We start from the raw sequence: 18,564 nt of genomic DNA, 5'->3' as shown, positions 1-18,564 counted from the left end.
CCACACGTCATACCGAGCGGATGAAAGCCAGCCCCGCCCTTGCCGAGGTGCGCTTACCGTGGGCGTAACGGACGGAGTTGAGATGCGTAGCGACTCGAAGCGGCAACTCGCCCGCACTCTCATCACGAGGGCGGAAGCCGAGCACTGGACACGGTGGACCCTCGTGGCCCGCATCGCAGAGCAAGCGGACTGCACGCTGCTCCAGGCTCACCGGCTCGCTCTGCCCGACACGCTCGAGGGCGCCCGGGAGCGGCTGGCGCAACTCGGGGCCCGCGTGACGGTCCAGCAGCTGTCCGCCTGGGAGACGGGAAAGGGCCGGCCGGGGCAGGTGAACATGGACGCGCTGTGTCAGCTGTACCAGACACGGCCGGACCGCCTCGGGTACGGCCGGGACTACACTCCGCCCGACGAGACGGCGCCAGCCAACGTGCCGTCCGTCGAGACGCCGTCTCCGGTCGGTCCAGCCGAGGCCCCGGTTGGTCTGACATCCATGCCGCCAACGAGCACCGCCCTTGCGGCCCTCGCTTCCGTACGCCGGAGCATGACCACGATCCTCGCAACCCCGATAGCGGAGACCACGATCGACCAGTGGGAGCGGCAGGCGGCCGAGTACGGGCACGCCTACCAGATCACCCCGCCGTCCGAGATTCTCGCGGCCAGCATCACCGACCTCCTCGAGCTCCGGGCATTGTTGGAGCAGCGGCAGCCGACCGACGTTCGTGCTCGCCTGTGCCGGATCGGAGCGCAGCTCGCCGGTACCGCGGGAATCGCGCTCGTTGCCCTCGGAGAGCACCGTGAGGCCCGGCAGTGGTATCACCTCGGCCAGTTGCTCGCCGAGGAGACCAACGACCGGGCGCTGCGCGCCTGGCTCTTGGCCAGGGAGGCGGTGATCCCGTTCTACTTCGGGGCGCCGGCAGCCGCCCTCGCCCTGGCGGAGAGGGCCCGGCTCCTCGCCGGATCAGCGGTGTGCGCCACCGCGGCATGGGCGCCCAGTCTCGAGGCGAGGGCCCTTGCCCGCATGGGCCGGCACCGCGAGGCCCAGGAGGCAATGGCCATGGCAGAGCGGGCGTTCACTCGACTGACGCCGACGGACACGGCCGATACCGCGTACGGCTACACCGAGCGGCAGCTGATGTGGCACGGCGGCAGTATGTGGACGACGCTCGGCGACACCCGGCGTGCCCAGGCCGCGCTGCAGGCCGCCCGGGAGCGCTACGGCCCGGATGAGCACCTGGACCGTGCACTGATCGCGATGGATGAGGCCACGTGCCTGCTGGGAGTGGGCGAAATCTCGGTGGCGTGCCGTGAAACGGAGATGCTCCTGCTCGGCCTCCCGCGCGAGCACCGGACCGGCATCGTCATCTCCCGCGCCCGGGATCTCCTGGCGGCCGTTCCTCCGCGTGCGGCGGCCGCGGCTCCGGTGCGGGACCTGCGCGAGCTCGTCGAGACCAGCGCGCGGCCGGAGCTCACCGCGGGCTAGCGGCGGGCGAGCAGCTGGAGCAGCCCGGTGACGGCGACGCCGGCGACGATCTGCCGGTCATCGATCATCTGCTGTACCTGGTCGAGGGCGTGCCATTCGATGCGGTCCGCTTCGTGGGTGTCGACCGGGTCGGCGACGCGTACCGCATCGCGGGCGAGGAAGACGTGATGTTCGGCGGTGGACATGCCGCCGATGGGCTGGTTGTACGCGAGCGGCTCCAGTGCGCTCGCGTCGACCTGGTATCCGGTTTCCTCCAGCACCTCGCGCGCGGCGGCGACGGCCAGGCCCTCGCCGGCCTCCACGATGCCTGAGGGAACCTCCCAGTTCCATGTAGCGGTCGCGAACCGGTGCCGCCACATCAGCAGCACCTCGTCCTGATCATTGACCACCACGGTCGCGGCCACGGGGGCGAGCTTGATCAAGTGGTGCTCGTACCGCGCCTGCCCGGGAGGCTCCACGTCGACCAGGTCCAGCTCGACCCACGGGCTGGTGTAGATGGTGCGGGACCCGTGCACAGTCCATTCGCTCACCGGCTGCCTCCATATCAGGATGATCAGACAGGGTGTCACAGGCCGGTGAGTGTGGTTCCTGTGAGGCTCTCCACATCGCGCGGGCGGCGCTGCCGAGTGGTGTAGTCCATATGCTGAGCGCATGTCCTCCTCTCCTCGGGCCCTCGGGCCCGCGATGCGTCCTGCCGCCGCGGTGAACGCGGAGATTCGCGCCCTGTGGGCCCGCACCGGCGGATCCCTCAGCGAGGACGACCGCGCCCGGTACAAGGAGTTGCTGACGGAGTGGGCCGCAGCCGTCCGTACCGAGGGCGAGATGGCCGCGTAGCCCCCGCCCGGGCATGACGAAGGCGCCCCTCCATCCCTGGCCGTAGCCGGGGCGGAGGGGCGCCTTCGTGCGTTCAGGGGCGTCGGCGTTCGGGTGGGAGGCCGAGGACGGTCGGGCTGGGTGAGGGGCTGTCGGGAGTCTCGGGGGTGGTGCTGGTGCGTCGGCAGACCAGGGCGTCGGGATCACCTGGCGGTGGCTGGAGGGTGTAGCCGACCGGGCAGGTCTGGCCGGGCGCGCCGTCCTTGCCGTCGCGGCCGTCCTTGCCCGCTGGCCCCGGCGGACCGGCGGGCCCAGCAGGACCGGCGTGCCCGGCCGGCCCGGGAACGGCGGAGTCGGCACCGGGCCGCCCCTCCGCGCCGGACGGTCCGGGGACCGGTGACGGCGTCGCCCCGTCCTTCCCGTTGCGGCCGTCCTTCCCGTCCTCGCCGTCCTTGCCCACGCCATCCTTCCCGGCCGGTCCCGGCGGGCCGGGGATCGGTACGGGCACCTCGGCCCGCGCGGGCAGGTCCTCTATTGCCTGCGCCGGGTCGGGGGCGGCCGGGGTTTCCCCGCGGGCCCGGATCTGTGCTCTGAGGGTGCGGACGTCGCCGGCGAGAGTGCTGACCGCGTCGCCCCGCCGGTCCGCCTCGGTTGCGAGGTCTCCGGCGCGGGCCTCGGCGCGGCCGATCTGAAGAAACGCCACGGCGAGGCCGCCGCCGAGGGCAAGGAGCGCGGCCGTGATCCACAGCAGGTAGCGCCGCTGGTAGAGGATCCGCTGCGTGCGCGTCACGGCGTACCCCCCAGGGAAGTCACCAGCAGCCGCAGCCGGGCGATCTCCGCCCGCAACGCGGCCTCGCGCGATTCCAACTCTGCCCGCAGCGCGGTCTCCCGCGCCTCGGCGGCGGCCTGGTCGGCCTCGGCCTTGTCCCGCTCGGCGGTGAGCCGCGCGGTCAGGCTGTCGTATCCGTTCAAAACTGTGCCCTCCCGGGACGCGCGGTTAGCGCCCCGGGAGCCGTAGATGGCTGCTGCGGCTGCTACCGGCGAGGCCAGCAGTGCACCCAGCGCGGTGAGCATCGCAGCATCCACACGGTCCTCCAGCGCACTATGCGGTCAGGTCAGAGTCCCCGGTCGGGGGTGACCGAGTCGGCCGGACGGTTGGGCACGGCGTAGGTGATGCCCAGGGCGCCGAGGACGGCGAGCACGGTGGTGACGGCCTCCCCGGTCGTGAACATCCCGTCCTGGACGGCCGTGGCCGCGGCGGTCGCACCGGCGGCGAGACTGGCGACGAGGGCCTTGGCGGCGCTGCTGATCCTCATGATTCCTTCTTCCAGTTGGGCCCCCGGAACGTGGCAGGGAGCACAGGGCGGTTCTTCGCGCGGGCAGCGAGCAGAGCGCTGATCACTTCCCACGCCTTCGGGTCCGGCAGGCGGTGGGCGAGGCTCGGATCAGCCTCCGGGTCTACGGACACAGCAACTCCCCTCAGACGTTGGGCACCTTGAGCCGGTCCCACGAGGCCTTGCCGGGGATGCCGTCGGCGTCGCTGCCCGAGAAGCCGAGCTTGCGCTGCCACGCGGCGTAGGACTGCCGGTCGGCCTCCGACCAGGCGGGGCCCGGCCCGACCTTGTACCGGCCGCAGCCTTCCGCCACCAGGCGGCGGCCCATGGCGGTGACGATGGCGCTGCGGCGGTCGGCCGCGAAGAACGCGGCCCCGGGGAACGGCTCGTACACCGGTGGTTTGGGCGACGGCGGTTTCGGCGCGGCAGCCGAGCCGAGCCGCGTGGCGATCCGCCCGCGCAGGTCGGGCATCGTGAAGCCGCGGGGGTCGATCTTCCAGTCCGACCACTCGCTGTGTCCGATGACGGAGCGGGCACTCCAGCCGTGCGCCCGGCAGATCGCGGCCGACGCACGCTCGATCGCGTCGAGCTGCGCGGCCGGCCACGGGTCCTTCCCGTCACCGAGGTTGACGCACTCGAACCCGTAGAACCGGGCGTTCCCGTCGGCCGCGCCGGGGCTGCCCTCGTGGTAGCGGGGCGCGGGCGGCCGGTCGCCGTAGTCCTCCGCGATCACCCGCGCGAGGACCTGCGGGTCGCCGCCGCCCGCGTGGTTGGCGCGGCCGTGGCCGACCAGGTGGACGGTGCCGGTCTTGTCGATGACGCCGTGGCACAGCGGCCCCGGCAGCACCGCGTATCCGTCGCGGCAGAGCCCTACGGAGGCTGCGGTGTCCACCGTGACGGTGTGGTGGATCATCACGCCGTTCACCGGGCCCCAGGTCCCCTTGTGGTTGCGGTTGTGCGTATGCCAGGAGCCGACCTCCTGAACCTTCACACCCTCGGCGCGCAGCGAGGCGAGGAGTCTCTCGGGGGCAAGCGGTGTGGCCATGGTCAGCCCTCCGTCCGCTCGTGCCGGGCGATCGCCGCGTTGCCGAGCATGACCGCCTCGTCGACGGCGTTGATGGCGCGCGTCAGCTCGGGCGACGACGGGCAGAGCTCGGCGAGCAGCTGGGCGAACGTGAGGGCCCCAGCGCGGATCTGCTCGTACTGCTCGGCCTGGTCGCCGACGGGCGGGTGGTAGGTGAACCGGTTCGTGAGGTCCAGGTTGTAGGACATGTGCCCTCCTTGGGCATCGGAGAGCCCCGGGCCGGTGCGGCGCGGGGTTGGGGGTCAGCCGGTGTAGGCGTAGGCGAGGATGGCCGCGCCGCTGAACGCCGCGGCGGTGAACGCGCCGCTGGTGACGGTGGGCGGGGCGGTCTGGCCGGAGTTCGTCGCGCCGAGGCCGGGCGCGGCGGCTCCGCCCGCGATGAGCCGGCCCTCTCCCGCGAGGGACGGCGGGGTTGTTCCGGCGATCATGACGCCGAGGTAATGGAGCCCCGCGTACGTGGTGGTGTACGAGGACGCCGTCCCGCCCGTGGCCTGAGCGATGTTCAACGTCTTCGCGGTGGCCGCCGCCCACGCCGCGGTGGTGGCGTCCGCCGTACGGGCGAGCGCGACCCTGGCCGAGTTGTGGAGCGTGAACCACTGGTTCGTGAGCCCGGCCGCCGCGGTGTTGCCCGAGACGAACGTCAAGTTGGCGACCGTGAGGCCCTTGGGGAGCCAGATCGGGACGAGGTAGAGCCAGCCGGTGGAGGGCTGGGACTCGCCGCCGCAGCGCAGCCGCGAGGTGGTCTCGTAACGGCCAGCCGGGGAGATCGCGGCCTCCAGCGCAGGCAGGGGCGTCAGGTCCTGGTCGACCACATTCGAGCCGGGCAGGGCGGTCATGCCGCCGGGGCCGGTGACCGGCGCGGCCGTCGACGTGACGATCGCCGTGGCGGTCGCCCAGGCGTTGCCGGAGAGGTCGTTGTTGACGATCGTGCAGTCCGTCGCCGTCGACGTCAGCGACACCCCGTTCGCTGTCGTCCCTGAGCCCTTCATCACCTTGTTGCCGGTGATGTGGCATCCGGCCTGGGAGACACGGATCCCCGCGACGGATGCCGCGCGGACCCGGTTGCCGGACACCAGCGCGCCGGGCCCGTTCCGGCCGTCGGTGCCGCCGCCGATGACCACGCCGTGGTTGCTGCCGGTCGTGTCGACCACGTTGTCCGTGACCGATGCGGCCGTGCATCCCGCCACGTTGATCCCGTTGGAAGACGTGCCCCGGACCGTGTTCCCGGTGAGGCTGGCGCCGTCCGAGTACTGCGGGAAGATCCCCGTCGACTGCACGCCGTCGACGAGGTTCCCGGCGACGACAACCCCCGGCGTTCCCTGGGCCTGGACCCCGTTCGCCGTCGTGCCGGCCGCCCCCCGGATCGTGTTGCCGGTGATGACGACGTCGGTGATCGGGGCGGTGTCGTAGCCGAGGACCCGGATTCCCGAGTCGGCCTGGGCGCCCTCGATGACGTTGTCGCTGATGGTGATGCCGTAGGAGGTGTAGACCGTGCCGGGGGACGGCACCGACACGTAGATCCCGCTGTTCGCCGTGCTCCGGATGATGTTGCCGCTGATGACCGCGCGCCGCCAGCACCATCCCTGGATCCCCACCTCCAGGGCGCCTTCGATGACGTTGTCGCGGATGACGATGTTCTCGAAGTACTGGCCGGGGGAATCCGCGTGGGAGCCGATCGCCCGGCCGAAAGCGCCGAGGCGCGCGGACGGCCCGAACCAGCAGCCGGAGATCAGGACGTTGCGGCACGGGGTCCCGTCGTAGGCCGGGATGCTGCTGCTGCCGGACTTGGCGAGGTCGATCTGGATCGCCTCGGAAGAGAGTCGGGACCCGTTCCCCGAGTTGTCCCGGAAGCCCTCGAAGCGGCAGTTCAGGGTCTGCGCGCCGTCGACCGCGTTGAACTCCAACGCATGCGCGCTGGACGTGTCGAGGAACACGGCGTCGCGCACCAGGACGTCCCGGCAGTGGATGAAGCAGGCGATATTCGTGGTGCCGGTGACCAGGCCGGACCCGGCGCCGTCGGACGCGTTCCCGTCCCATATGCCGCCATAGATCGCGATGCGGGAGTGCCCGTTGAAGGCGGTGAAGCTGTCGTCGGGCATGAAGTTGCGGAGCACGCCGCGGTTGGCGTGGATGGACCGGATGGTTGCCCCGTACGCCCACACCGTGGTCTTGGCCTTGACGACGAGGAACGTGCCGACGCCGTAAGTGAGTCCGCCGGGGAGGAGGACGATGCCGCCGCCGGCCGCGTACGCGGCGTCGAGGGCGGCCTGGATGGCGGGCGCGTCGTCGACGATCCCGGTGCCCTTCGCGCCGTAGGCGAGGGCGTTGTAGACGCGCTGCCCGGACAGGTCGACCTGGTCGGCTTTCAGCGTGCCGGAGAGGGACAGGACACCGGGCCCGGTCCGCTCCAGGGTGACGTCACGGGCGGCGTTGCCCGGTCCCCACGCTTGCTTCCCGTCGGCGGTCAGCCGCCACCGGTCGAAGCCGTCCCCGGTGACGAACGCTGCCAGGGCGACCGTTGACGGCGTCGCGACCGACACCTGCGCCTTGCCGGTGAGAGTGCCGCCGGCCTTGTCGAACTTGCCCTCGATCTGCTCGAGGGCGCCGGTCGCGGCTTCGCGGGCGGCCTGGTACCAGCGCACGGGGTTCCCGGCGCCGTCCAGGTGCTCGTACTCGATCGCGGTCACGCTGTCGACCCTGAACGTACGGATGGCCCCGGGCGCCGAGCTGGACGCCGGGTTGGAGCGGAGCTGCCCGATCGGCGTGACACCGTCCGCCTCATAGATCGCCGTGACGAGTTCACCGGTCCCGGCGACGCGTACGTTGACGGCGCGGTTGGGGACGACGTCGCCGCTGGTGGTGGTGAGGACGTCGGAGGGGGTGCCGCCGTAGGTGTAGAGCGCCATCGGTCAGTCCTTCCAGTAGGAGCCGGAGATGTCGATCCACACGCAGCCGACGGTGCCGCCCTCCTGGGCGCCGTCCTGGCTGAAGAAGACGATCCCGCCGGGCGCGGATTCGTTCACCGACCAGGCTTCGTAGCGGCCGGCGCCGATCAGCGGAGGACCGGTGAGGGAGTAGTAGGCGTCTGCCGCGGACGCCTGCGTGGGGATCGCGTCGTCCGGCAGGGTCCCGACCTGGACGCCGTTGGTGCCGACGATGAGTCCGCCGTCGACGCGGACGATCCGCCCGCGGGTGTGGACCCGCTGTCCGATCACCCGGACCTGCGGCAGCAGCGTGCCGGGCTGATAGGCGGCCAGCAGGGACAGCGTCCGCCACGGCGGCAGCGGCTCGTAGACCGTCGCCCACGTGTTGGACACGCTGGACGTCTTGAGCCAGACGGAGCCGTCCAGGGCCCGTACGACGGTCAGCGCGGGCGCGCCCGCGTACCGCGCGTTCCGGTCCGCCAGGTCGATCGCGTCTTGCCACAGGTGCGGGTCGATGGCCTCCGCCAGGTCGGCGACCTTGGCGGGGACGTCGGGTCCGTCCAGCCCTTCGGGGATGGGCAGTTCGGCGTAGCCGATGGTCATGAGGGGCTCGCTCCCTATGCGGAGAAGGTGATGGTGATCCGGCCGCCGGTGAACGACGCGTAGTCGCCGCGGCCCTGGGCGTAGACGGCCAGGCCCCGGGCGCTCCCGGAGGCGAGGGCGGTCCGCCAGGAGGCGGGCAGGGTCGCCGTGCCGGTCGCTCCCACGGACAGCGTGAGCAGTTCCTCCGGCCCGTCACCCAGGTTGAGTTGTCCGGAGGGCGCGGAGGTGTAGCCGTGCAGGTACAGGTGCATGGGGCGGCCTGCGTTGACGCCGGAGCCGCGGCGCCGCGTGAACTGCACCCGCATCGAGGAGACCGTCTTGCCCGAGCAGGCGGCGGCGATCGACGTCCCGTAGAACCAGGCGCCCCTCCGGTTTCCGCCGCCTGTCCAGTCGCCCTGGGTCGGGTTCTGCGCGTACTCGTCCGGCCGGCCGGCGCGCCACGACCCGGCGTCCGACGGCGAGATGGTCACGGTCTTGGGCGGGCGGGTCGGCGGCGGGGTGGGTGAGGTGTCCGCGCTGCCGATCTGCGCGTACAGCACGCCCACCCCGTTCGGGTCTTTCTTCGTCCAGAGGGTGGTGACCTGCTGGTATTCGGCGCCGGGTGCTGCGGTGCCCCAGGTGTAGGCGCTGATGGCGATCAGGTCCTGGGCGGCGTCGACGGCGATCTGCCGGATCCGGTCGGCGTCCGTGTCCGCGGGGTCGGGGCCGAGGCGGCCCTCGACCACGGGGACGGCGCCGAGGCGGACGGCGACCCAGTCTCCGGGGCGCCGGTCGCGGTAGGAGTCGCGGCAGGCGACGTCCAGGAGGAGCGCGTCCCCCACCCTGATGTTGACGCCGTTCTCGGTCTTGTCGACGACCTGTCCGGAGACGGTGGTCATGCCGGGCGGTCCGGAACCTTGGGCGAGCGCGTCCCCGAACTCACCCGCTGCACCGGCCGCGCCGCCGGTGGTGCCGGTCATGTGAGCCTCCGGGTGGTGGTGCGGGTGGACAGGGACATGGAGGCCGCGCCGAGGGTGTAGGAGAGGGAGTCGACCAGGTGCCGTTCCCACACCCCCGGCTCGACCTCGGCCTCGATGACGTCGCCGGCCTCCAGGGCCGGGTTGCACACGGCGGTCAGGGAGAGCGTCGACTGCACGCCGAGCGAGTCGGCGAGTTTCGCGCGGGCGATCTCTTCGGCCTGGCCGATGCTGGTGATCAGGCTGGACGCGTAGCGACCCACCCGCACCCGCACCCGCAGCAGCCCCAGCCGCTGCGGCGCGAGGGGGTCGGTCACCGGGTCGGGGCCGGCGTAGGTGAGGGAGGCGGGGTCGTCGTCCCAGGCGTAGACGGGGCCGATGACGGGGGCGCCGCTGCCGGCGTCACCGGAGACGACCCACAGGTTCGCGAGCCCCTCGGCCGATGCTTGGGGCTGGGGCTGGACCAGGACGCCGCCCGGGCCCCGGCCCACCCGCCACACCACCTCGTCGGCCAGGGTGGGGACGGGGCCGAGGGTGATGATGCCGCGGGCGTCCGCCCAGATCTCCCCGGCCAGCGCCGCCGCGATCCCCGTCGCCGCGCCGGCCTCGTCGCGGCCGGAGCTCAGGACGGCCCACCGGTCCTCCGTTGCGACGAGTTGCGGGACCTGGGCGTCGGGGTTGATGCCGGGCCGCCACGCCACCGGGATCCCTGGCAGGGCTTCCCCGACGAGTTCGGTGACCAGGGCGCGGGCGGGGTCCGGGCCGATGGTCCGTGTGCTCGGGAAGCCGGCCGCCCGGATCTCGTCCTCGAGGCCGTTGAGCTCGACCGTGATTCCGGTGCGTCCCTTGCGGGGCCGGGCGGCGGTGTAGCGGCCGGCGGGGATCCACACGGGGCGGCTCCGCGCCGCCTGGATCCCCTGCCACAGGCGCACGTTGGTGGAGATGGGGTTGATGCCGTCGGTGCCGAGGCCGACACCGGTCAGGGTCGCCGCCGCGGTGTAGCGGACCTCCGCCGTACGGTCCGCAGTGATGCTCGCCGAGCCCCCGGCCACCCCGCACGCCGTCCAGGTCTGCCCGCCGTCGTTCGACCACTCGGCGCGGACCGGGCGCCCGCACGCGCCCGCCAGGGCCTCCAGCGCCGCCCCCGGGATCGGCAGCATCACAGGGCCCCGTTGACGGCGAGCGACGCGAACGAGGAGTACGAGGCGGTGACCGCGTCGAACGTCTCGAACGCTTCGGCCAGCGCGTTGAAGGACCAGCCGGGGATGCGCAGGGGCTGTCCGGCGGTGGCCGGCCGGGCGACCTGCAGGACCCCGGCGCTGTAGGTGCGTGACGCGTCCGGTGCCCCGTCCAGGGTCTGCTCCGGGTCGGAGAACAGGACGTACTGGTCGGTGCGGTGGCTGGCCGGGCCGGTCTGGATCAGCCGCACCCCCGGCGTGGTGAGCAGTCGCTCCAGTGCCGCTATCTCCTCGCCCTCCGCGTCGATCGTGATGGAGCTGCCGGCGGCGCCGTAGACGTCCTGCGCGGCCGCCGGAAACGGCGACCCTTCGACCTCGGCGGTGTCGATACGCGAGCTCCACTTCAGGGCGGGCCAGGCCAGGACGGTGACCCGGGCCGACAGCCCCGGCTCGTCCAGGGACTTGATCCACACGTCGGCCGGCGGTGCCGGGGCGGGCACCGTGAGTGCGAGCGACGAGGACGGCCCGCTGGTCCCGTCCTCGAACAGCGGGACGGCGGTGTAGATGACGGGGATGCCCAACGGGGCTTCGTGGTCGTAGGCGCTGCCGGCGCCGCCGACCGCCCACGCGGTGTCCGCGGACCGCACCGGCACCGCCACCGGAGCAGCGGTGTCCTTCCTCATGATGCGGACCTTGCGGACCCCCGCCACCCCCGGCAGCGGCGTACTCGCGGTGTAGTTGACGGACAAGACGACGCCGGCGTGCAGCTCGTCGACGGTGGCGCGGAGCCAGCCGTCCGGGCTGGTGACCACGACGGGCGGGGTGACCTCCGGCGCACCGGGGTCCACGATCATCGGCACGGGCTATCCCTTTCTGCTGGAGGTGTAGCGGCGCCTGGCCGCGGTCAGTGCGACCGCGGTTCGCTCGTCGGCGAGCTCCTCGACATACGCCTCGAACTCCCGGCCCTGCACGACCAGGCGGACGCGCTGCCCGCCCTGCAGGCCTGCGGCCGCGGTCATCCCGGACGGTGCGGCCATGGCCGGCTCGATCCGGCCGGCCGGGACGGCGGCGTCCGCCATGCGCACCGCGGCGGCCGCGACCGCCGCGGCGGTGGAGTCCATACCGACGACCAGCCCGGCCCCCGCGTCCCGCCCCGTCGGAATCAACGCCCGTGCGGGGCTGCGGGCGTTGAGGCCTTTCTTGCCGCGGATCGCCGAGATCGCCGCATTGCCCAGCTTGATCATGGCGGCCTGGATCGCCTTCTCCTGGCCGAGGAGCCCGGTCAGGAACCCCTTACCGGCGTCCTTGCCCGCGTCGAACATGAAGTCGGCCATGTTCCGGCCGTACGACGACGAGAGCTTCCCGCCCTGCGCCACGAGGGAGTTGAGCGCCTTCACGTCGTTGATCGACGCGTTGGCGACGAGGCCGGCGAGCTTGCTGTCCGCACCCATCCCGGCCAGCTGCGAGATGACGTCCTTCGACGCCCCCTTCTTCTGCGCGGTCCCGATCGCCGTCTGAAACGCGCGCACGGTGGACTGCTTGCCGGCGATCCCGGCGAGGAGCTCACCGATCGACCCGGCCTCCCCGAACTGCGCGAGTCCGATGAGGTCGTTGATCGCCTTGGTCTGCTCGCCCGCGTACGCCTTCGCCTCGCTGACCTTGGCTCTGACGGCGTCCCGCTGACCGGCCATCTGCTGCAGCTTGGAGGCGGCCTTGTCCGTCGACTTGGCCAGCCCGACCCCGGCCCCGCCAGCCGCCTTCAAATCCTTCGTCAGCGCGGCCGCCGCCTTGGCGATGTCCGACGAACTGCCCGTCAATGCCTTGCGGAACGCGGTCAGATCGTCGGGCAGCTCGCTCTTCGCCTTGGCCTGCGAGCGCTTGAGCGCGGCCGCGGCACGCCGCGCCTCGGCCTCCCGCGCCGCCCGGGCCTTCGCCGCCGAGGTGGTGCCCTTGGCGAACCCCCGCAGCGGTCCGAGTCCCGCCGCCATGCTCATCGACGTCGCCGAGTCCCAGATCGTCGCGCCGTTGCTGCCCAGCCGCATCAGCTCGGGGCCCCGCTCGCCGACCCAGAACGTCTCACCCGGCTTCGGGTTCCCCCCGTTCGCGTACCCGCCCGGCCGGTTGTACGCCGCGGCGAGCGACCCGTACCGGGAGAGGGCGTAGCGCATGCTCGCGTAGATGTTGGCGAGCGGGTCCCACACCCCGCGGCCGCGCAGCGCGCCCGCGTAGGCGTTGAACGTCGGGTCGATGGTCTGCATCAACCCCTTGCTGGGGATGCCGGCCTTCGCGTTGGAGTCCCACAGGTTGATCGCCCGCGGGTTGCCCCCGCTCTCCTGGTTCATGCGGCGCAGGACGGTCTGCAGGAGGGACGCGGGCTGCCCCACCATGCGCAGCGCCTGCAGGACCACCGGCGCCCACCGCTGTACGCCCGACCCGCCGACGTCCCCGCCCGCTCCGGCGCCTTCGCCGATCAGCTTCGTCACCATCGACTTGATGCCGTCGACCGCCAGGTGCGGCACGCGGGAAATGGCCTTGCCCCATTTCCCGCCGGTGATCCCGGCGAGCTTGTCGAGGATCGGCCGGAACAGCTTCCCCATGGCCTTGCCGGGGTCGGTCAGGAAGTCGACCGCCCCGGACACCACGCCGGAGACCTTGTCGATGGCCTTGGAGCCCCAGTCCTTGACCGTGCCGATGACGCCGCCGCCCGCGAGGAGCTGGGTGCCCGCCGCGGCGTGCAGGGCGAGCGCCCGCGCCCGGTACTTCGGGTCGGTCGGGATGACGTACTCGGGGTGGCGCGGGTTGCCCTCGCCGACGATCGCGGTCGGCCGGTTGTAGATCCCCGGCTCCGTACCGACCGTGCCGCCGCGGGCGAGGAGCTTGACCTTCTTCAGCTTGTGTTCGTCGAGCCCGACCCAGCCCGCGATGGCGTTCCAGGCGCGCAGGAGGCCGTCGTTCCACACCGTCCCGAGCACGAAATTCACGGGGCCCTTGGCGGCGTCCCGGATGCCCGCCCACGCCTTGGCCACGGCGTCCTTGGCCGTGCGGAAGCTGCCGCCGATCGTGCCGACCGTGGACTTGAGCCGGTCGAAGACGGGCTTCAGGCCGTTGTTCCAGACCCCGCTGATCGTCGACTTGATGCCGTTCCACACCGGCTTGACGATCGAGTTGTACAGCCAGGAGAACGCGGCGCCGACGGTGCCGCGGAGGAACCCGGCCACGGCCGCCAGGACGGGCCGGACCACACCCCACGCCGTACTGATCGCCGTCTTGATGTTGTTCCACACCGGCTTGACAACGCTGTTGTAGAGCCAGGAGAACGCGAGCCCCAGGCTCTTGCGGACGACGGCCGCGCCGACCTCGAGGACGGGGCGGATGATGGACCAGGCCACCGTGATGGCCGTACGGATCCCGGACATCGCCGGGCCGATGGCGCTGTTCCACAGCCACATGAACGCCGATCCGACGGCACCGGCGACAGTACCGACCGCCCGGCCGAAGGTCACGACAGCGCCGATCACGCCTCCGATGAAGCCGATCGCCATGCCGAGGATGGAGAACACCGTCGAGAAGATCGGCCCGGCCAGTCGGAGCAGGACCGGCACCACGAACCCGGTCACCGCGGCGGCCATCTGCCCGAGCCAGGACACCACGGACGTCACCACGGAGATCACCGGCTGCGCCCGGGCCACCAGCTCGGACAACTTGGCGCCGATCATCTGCACGGCCGGCACGACGCGCTGCATCACGAAGTCGGCGACGGCCCGCAGGATGGGCTGCAGGGCGCCCATGAACGCGGAGTAGACGCGGATGATCGCGGGCCAGAGGGTGCCGATCAGGATGGTCGCGATCCGCCCGAACAATGCGGCGGCGGTGCTCAGTACGCCGCCGACCAGGCTGGTGACCGCGGGCAGCAGCCGTGTCGAGATCATGTTCCCCACCCCGGCCAGCGCGGGCACGAGGCGAGTCTGCACCAGGTCGGCCACACCGCGCGCGGCGAGCCCGATCCGCTCCATCACCCCGGCGAAACCACTGGAGGTGACGTCGGATCCGCCCGCCTTGAACGCGGCGAACATGGCACGGAACCCGCCGCCGACCTCGTCGACCAGGACGCGCGCGGACAGCCCGATCCGCTCGAACACCCCCGCCAGACCCGAGGAGGTGACGTCGTTGCCGCCTGCCTTGAACGCCGCGCCCATCGCCGTGACGGCGCCGCGCACGATCTGCAGCGGCCCGGCCAGGACCGTACGGATCACACCCCCCGCCCGTGACAGGGCGGGCAGGACGGTGCCGCCGATGAAGTCGACCAGGCCCTGCTTCATCGTCCGCGTGAACGCTTTGATCTGGTAGCTGGGCCCGCTGCGCAGCGTCTCGCCGAGGTTCTCGGCCGCGCCGGCGACGTCCCCGAACGTGGACCGGGCCTTGCCCGGATCCAACTTGAACAAGCTGGATCCGAGTTCCTCTGCTTGGGTGCCGAACAGGCCGACGGCGGCGGCCTCCCGGGCGACCGGGTCCTTGATATCGCGGAGCTTGTCGAGGACGGTCTGCAGGCCGTCCGAGGCACCCTTGCCGCCCTTGGCGATCTGCAGGGACATGGTCTCCGCGTTGAGCCCGAGGGCCTTGTAGGCGTCCTGCGACCCCTGCGACATGTCGATGCTGCGGATGCCGAATTCTTTCAGGGCGTCGGCGACGATGTCGGTGTCGCGGGCGCCGCCCTGCATGCCCTGCTGGAACAGGCCCATGGAGGTCTGCGCGTCCAGGCCCAGCTTCTTGAGCTGGACCGGATACTCCTGGAACGTTTCGAGGAGGTCGTCCGCGTTGGGCCCGAGCTTCTGGAACCCGACCGTGATCAGATCCAGGGCGGACGTCGCGTCGGGCGCAAGCTTGTTCTTCAGGATCGCGGACACGGCCTGCGACTGCAGGTTCATGTCCGTGCCGAACACATTGGCGACGTCGGTCATCTTCGTGCCGATGGACTCGAGCTGCGCGACCGTCGCGTCCGGCGGAACCAGGCCCCCGCGCACGACCTCCCGAACGGCCTCGGCGCCCTGCTCGAAGTTCTCCGTCACCCCGGACGTGAACAGCTTCCCGACCGCATCGCCCTGACGCTTCGCCTCCGGCCCCGAGGAGCCCAGCCGCGCGGCCAGGAGGTTCTTCGTGTCGGTCTGCTCCAGGGCTGCGGTGAACCCCTCCATGAACTGGGCGCCCAGCGCCGCGGCGATGGCGACGACACCGGTCGCGGCGAGGGCGCCCTTGAACGTGCCGGAGAACCCGCCGCCCGCGGCGTCGCCCGCCTGCTGCCCGCTGTCACCGGCCGGCGCGACGAGCTGACGGCGCAGCTCGTCCCCGATACCGCGCACCGAGGGGATGACCTGCAGAGTCGCGTAGCCCACATTCGCCACAGGGCACCCCCGTCGGTCTCGCTGTTCAGATGTCAGGTGATCTCGCCCCGGGCGATCGCGCTGCGCCGCGCTGCCGCCCGGCGTTTCGCTGCGGCGCGGCGTGCGATCCGTTCGGAGCTGTTCTTGTCCACGCCCTTGGCGCTCTGCCCGGGCCGGCTGATCGGCGTCGGTGTTCTGCTGCGCTTGGACCGTGGGAGGCCTTCGTTCGCCCGCTGCCAGTTCGCGGTGCGCAGCTCGTCGATCGCGAGGGCGGTGAGGTGTTCACCGAGTCCCCACAGTCCGTCCTTGTCGCCGGAGGCGAGGCGGGTGCGTGCGCCCGGGGGGAGCTGGCGGATGTATCCGCCGAGCTCCCGCCAGGTCAGCAGCCGCCGGCCGGTGAGATCTCGTGCGAACAGGTCGGCCAGGCGTACGCCGTAGTGCTCGCGCAGGTCGGCCTGGACGGCCTCGCCGTGCTCCCTCAGGAGTCGGACGAGGCCGCCGATTCCCCCGGCTTCTGCCCGCAGTGCTTCTGGTACGCCTTGAACAGGGCCTGCATCTTGTACTGCGGGAGCGGCGTCTCGTGAAAGGCCTTCCAGTCATCGCCGAGCGCGATGCGGAAGACGCTCATGATGGCGGCGACGTCGCCCTGGTCGGCAGCGGCCAGGAGGGGCCACATGTTGAGGCCCTCCATGTGCTGCATCGTCAGGCGCCTGTTGGGGTCGGTCTTCGACTTCCACAGGAAGCGGAAGGGCCGCAGCTCGCTCTCGGCCTCTACGGCGTTGAGGTCGAAGTCGAAGACGTCGTCGTCGGCCGGCTTGCTGATCGCGGTTCGGGTGGTGCTCACGGTGTGGGCTCGCTCTCGGTCTTGAGGATCTCTACGGACTCGGTGGGGATGGTCAGGCGGACGGTGCCGATGCCGGACGGGTCGAGGGTGACCTCGATCGACTCGGCCTGGACCACCCAAGGGAAGGGGCGGCCGTCGATCTCGATTTCGCCGCCGGGCTGGATCCGGATCGATGCGGCGACCGGTACGTCCGCGCCCTTCTTCGCCCGGGGCAGGCGTTCTTGCATCAGCGCCGCGGCGACGCGGGAGCGCTGCTCGGGGGGCAGCGGCTGCCCCTCGGTGATGACGCCGAGCTGGACGGCCTTGCGGCGGATGTCCTGCTCGCTGAGTTCCAGGCGCATCGCGGTTCCCTTCCGTCGCGGTTCGGGGTGGTGCCGGGGCGCGGCGAACCGCGACAGAACTCCGCGCCCCGGCGGCTCAGGCGGTGACGGTGACCGTGCAGGTGTCGGTCTGTCCGCCGTAGGAGGCGGTGATGACGGCGCTGCCGGCCGCGATCCCCGTGACGAACCCGGCGGTCACCGTCGCCTTCGTCGGGTCGGAGGAGGACCAGGTGGCCTCGGCGGTGACGTCGCCGGTCGACTCGTCGCCGTACGTGGCGGTGGCGACCAGGGCGCCGATCTCCGTGGCGGGCACGGACAGCGTGGCCGGGAGCACGCTGATCGACTCCAGGACGGGGGTGGCCTGCCGGTGGAAGAGGACACCGTCCGACGTCGGGAAGATGGTGGCGGCGATGGTTGCGGACTCGAGGTCGGTCTCGTTCTCGCCGCGGTCGCCGTCCAGGTTGCACTCGGCGTACTGGGCGCTGATGAGTCGGCGCTTCTTCTGGCCCTCGCGGGTCTCGAAACCGATCAGGACGTTCTCGGGCTTGGGCACCCGGATCTCGGTGTCGGTGCTGCCCGGCCATACGAGCCGGCGGACGGTCGCGTTGTCCTCCAGCGCGGTGAAGCTCTTGGTCAGCTTGAAGTGGTTGCGGCTGGTCTTGACGAGGATGCCGCCCCAGGCGAACTTGTCGTCGGTGTCCTCCTCGCGGCCTTCGGGGAATCCTTCGTCGCCGTCGAGGAGGCCGACGAGCTGCCAGTCCGGACCGAACGGGGTGTTCACATCCGTGGGCAGCGCGGCCGCCAGGTTGAACGACACGTATACGTCCGCGTCGGTCCACAGATTCGCTTTTGTCGGGTCGCCGGCCACGGCGCCCTCCTCTCAGATAGATCAGCAGTACGCCGCCGCCCGCCGTACGCAGGACGGCGGGCGGGATGTCGGTTCGGGTCAGAGCAGTACGGGCGCGACGTTGGCGAGCACCGTGAAAGTCGACAGGTCGATGCCGGTGCCCGGGTCGACCGCCGGGAGCGGGCCGGTCGCCGGCCGGATGCCGCGGATGACGGGCCCGGAGTGGACGATCCACAGGCCCTGGCAGAGCATCGCCAGGTCGTGCGCCTCGTCCGCCCCGGTGTGCCACACGGTGCAGCGCAGCGTGCACCTGGCGTTCGCCATCGACGGATGGGGCAGATCGGAGTCTTTTCGGACAAGGACGTAGGGCAGACGCGGGAGTTCGGGGGAGCGGTCGGGTGGGACGCGGGTGCCGACGGTTGCCCCTGCTGCGTGAGGCTCCGGCCGCCCTGCCAGAGCCTCACGCAGCACCGCCGCACCCGCGGCCTGAACATCCGGGAACCCGGAGAGCAGCTTCACCGGCCGCGTCTCCAGTCCCGGACCTCGATCCCGGCCTCGCCCGCGGACCGGGTCAGGACACCGTCCCTGGCCTGCCACGCCATCCCCCGCACGTCGGCGATGGTGATGGACGCGGCGCCACGGTCGGTGGTGTAGGCCCGCACGGTCACCGGGGTGCCGGGCGGGAGTTTCGCGCGGACGCGGGCGGCGATGCCGGCGGTCGCGCCGTCGACCATCTGCCGTACCTCCGGGCCGCCCAGGAACTCACGGATCCCGCGCGTGTCGAGTTCGAGTCGCTGCAGCAT

Annotated in this window: 19 protein-coding genes; 2 read left to right on the top strand and 17 right to left on the bottom strand. The window is 71.7% G+C overall.

From position 1 onward, the window contains the following. Positions 1-163 precede the first annotated feature (163 nt). Complete coding sequence (locus tag AB0P17_RS15665) at positions 164-1,480, top strand: hypothetical protein (protein ID WP_365811223.1); 1,317 nt, start codon at positions 164-166, stop codon at positions 1,478-1,480. On the opposite strand, the gene AB0P17_RS15660 is transcribed toward AB0P17_RS15665, so the two are convergent. Next, entirely contained in the window at positions 1,477-2,010 is a 534-nt protein-coding gene (locus AB0P17_RS15660) for an NUDIX hydrolase (protein WP_365811221.1), read from the bottom strand. The two genes, AB0P17_RS15665 and AB0P17_RS15660, sit on opposite strands and share 4 nt — an antisense overlap. Positions 2,011-2,131: 121 nt before the next feature. Between AB0P17_RS15660 and AB0P17_RS15655 the strand changes: the two genes are divergently transcribed. Continuing rightward, positions 2,132-2,314, top strand: a complete 183-nt coding sequence (locus AB0P17_RS15655) for a hypothetical protein (RefSeq protein ID WP_365811219.1) — start codon at positions 2,132-2,134, stop codon at positions 2,312-2,314. Positions 2,315-2,387: 73 nt separating this feature from the next. Here the strand turns inward: AB0P17_RS15655 and AB0P17_RS15650 are convergent, their stop codons facing one another. The 16 genes from AB0P17_RS15650 to AB0P17_RS15575 form a co-directional block, all read right to left on the bottom strand. Then, positions 2,388-3,083: a collagen-like protein gene (locus AB0P17_RS15650; protein ID WP_365811217.1), complete on the bottom strand. Its 696-nt coding sequence runs from the start codon at positions 3,081-3,083 to the stop codon at positions 2,388-2,390. Beyond that, positions 3,080-3,379, bottom strand: a complete 300-nt coding sequence (locus AB0P17_RS15645) for a hypothetical protein (protein WP_365811215.1) — start codon at positions 3,377-3,379, stop codon at positions 3,080-3,082. The genes AB0P17_RS15650 and AB0P17_RS15645 overlap by 4 nt, the downstream gene beginning before the upstream one ends. Before the next feature lie 29 nt (positions 3,380-3,408). Beyond that, a complete protein-coding gene (locus AB0P17_RS15640; protein WP_365811214.1) occupies positions 3,409-3,609 on the bottom strand; it encodes a hypothetical protein in 201 nt (66 codons plus the stop codon). Positions 3,610-3,772: 163 nt separating this feature from the next. Beyond that, positions 3,773-4,672 (bottom strand): peptidoglycan-binding protein, encoded by a 900-nt coding sequence (locus AB0P17_RS15635; protein ID WP_365811213.1) that lies wholly within the window; start codon positions 4,670-4,672, stop codon positions 3,773-3,775. 2 nt (positions 4,673-4,674) lie between these two features. Next, a complete protein-coding gene (locus tag AB0P17_RS15630; protein ID WP_365811211.1) occupies positions 4,675-4,899 on the bottom strand; it encodes a hypothetical protein in 225 nt (74 codons plus the stop codon). 54 nt (positions 4,900-4,953) lie between these two features. After that, on the bottom strand, positions 4,954-7,617 hold the full coding sequence (locus tag AB0P17_RS15625; RefSeq protein ID WP_365811209.1) for a right-handed parallel beta-helix repeat-containing protein: 2,664 nt from the start codon (positions 7,615-7,617) through the stop codon (positions 4,954-4,956). A 3-nt stretch (positions 7,618-7,620) separates the two neighbouring features. Further along, complete coding sequence (locus AB0P17_RS15620) at positions 7,621-8,238, bottom strand: hypothetical protein (RefSeq protein ID WP_365811208.1); 618 nt, start codon at positions 8,236-8,238, stop codon at positions 7,621-7,623. A 14-nt stretch (positions 8,239-8,252) separates the two neighbouring features. Continuing rightward, positions 8,253-9,197, bottom strand: a complete 945-nt coding sequence (locus tag AB0P17_RS15615; protein ID WP_365811207.1) for a hypothetical protein — start codon at positions 9,195-9,197, stop codon at positions 8,253-8,255. Continuing rightward, positions 9,194-10,354: a phage tail protein gene (locus AB0P17_RS15610; protein ID WP_365811205.1), complete on the bottom strand. Its 1,161-nt coding sequence runs from the start codon at positions 10,352-10,354 to the stop codon at positions 9,194-9,196. Before AB0P17_RS15610 ends, AB0P17_RS15615 begins: the two co-directional genes overlap by 4 nt. Then, complete coding sequence (locus AB0P17_RS15605; RefSeq protein ID WP_365811321.1) at positions 10,354-11,226, bottom strand: hypothetical protein; 873 nt, start codon at positions 11,224-11,226, stop codon at positions 10,354-10,356. The genes AB0P17_RS15610 and AB0P17_RS15605 overlap by 1 nt, the downstream gene beginning before the upstream one ends. A 9-nt stretch (positions 11,227-11,235) precedes the next feature. After that, positions 11,236-15,771 carry a phage tail tape measure protein gene (locus AB0P17_RS15600; RefSeq protein ID WP_365811204.1) on the bottom strand — a complete coding sequence of 1,512 codons (4,536 nt, stop codon included), beginning with the start codon at positions 15,769-15,771 and terminating at the stop codon, positions 11,236-11,238. A 457-nt stretch (positions 15,772-16,228) separates the two neighbouring features. Beyond that, positions 16,229-16,594 carry a hypothetical protein gene (locus AB0P17_RS15595; RefSeq protein ID WP_365811202.1) on the bottom strand — a complete coding sequence of 122 codons (366 nt, stop codon included), beginning with the start codon at positions 16,592-16,594 and terminating at the stop codon, positions 16,229-16,231. After that, positions 16,591-16,935, bottom strand: a complete 345-nt coding sequence (locus tag AB0P17_RS15590) for a hypothetical protein (protein ID WP_365811200.1) — start codon at positions 16,933-16,935, stop codon at positions 16,591-16,593. Before AB0P17_RS15590 ends, AB0P17_RS15595 begins: the two co-directional genes overlap by 4 nt. Positions 16,936-17,011: 76 nt before the next feature. Then, positions 17,012-17,782 carry an Ig-like domain-containing protein gene (locus AB0P17_RS15585; protein ID WP_365811198.1) on the bottom strand — a complete coding sequence of 257 codons (771 nt, stop codon included), beginning with the start codon at positions 17,780-17,782 and terminating at the stop codon, positions 17,012-17,014. Between the two features lie 78 nt (positions 17,783-17,860). Beyond that, positions 17,861-18,085 (bottom strand): hypothetical protein, encoded by a 225-nt coding sequence (locus AB0P17_RS15580; protein ID WP_365811196.1) that lies wholly within the window; start codon positions 18,083-18,085, stop codon positions 17,861-17,863. Between the two features lie 191 nt (positions 18,086-18,276). After that, entirely contained in the window at positions 18,277-18,564 is a 288-nt protein-coding gene (locus tag AB0P17_RS15575) for a hypothetical protein (RefSeq protein ID WP_365811194.1), read from the bottom strand.

This window comes from Streptomyces sp. NPDC088124 (assembly GCF_040685895.1).
In the GTDB taxonomy this organism is placed as follows: Bacteria; Actinomycetota; Actinomycetes; order Streptomycetales; family Streptomycetaceae; genus Streptomyces.
The sequence above is the reverse complement of the archived record's forward strand: the minus strand, read 5'-3'. Positions and strand labels throughout refer to the sequence as shown.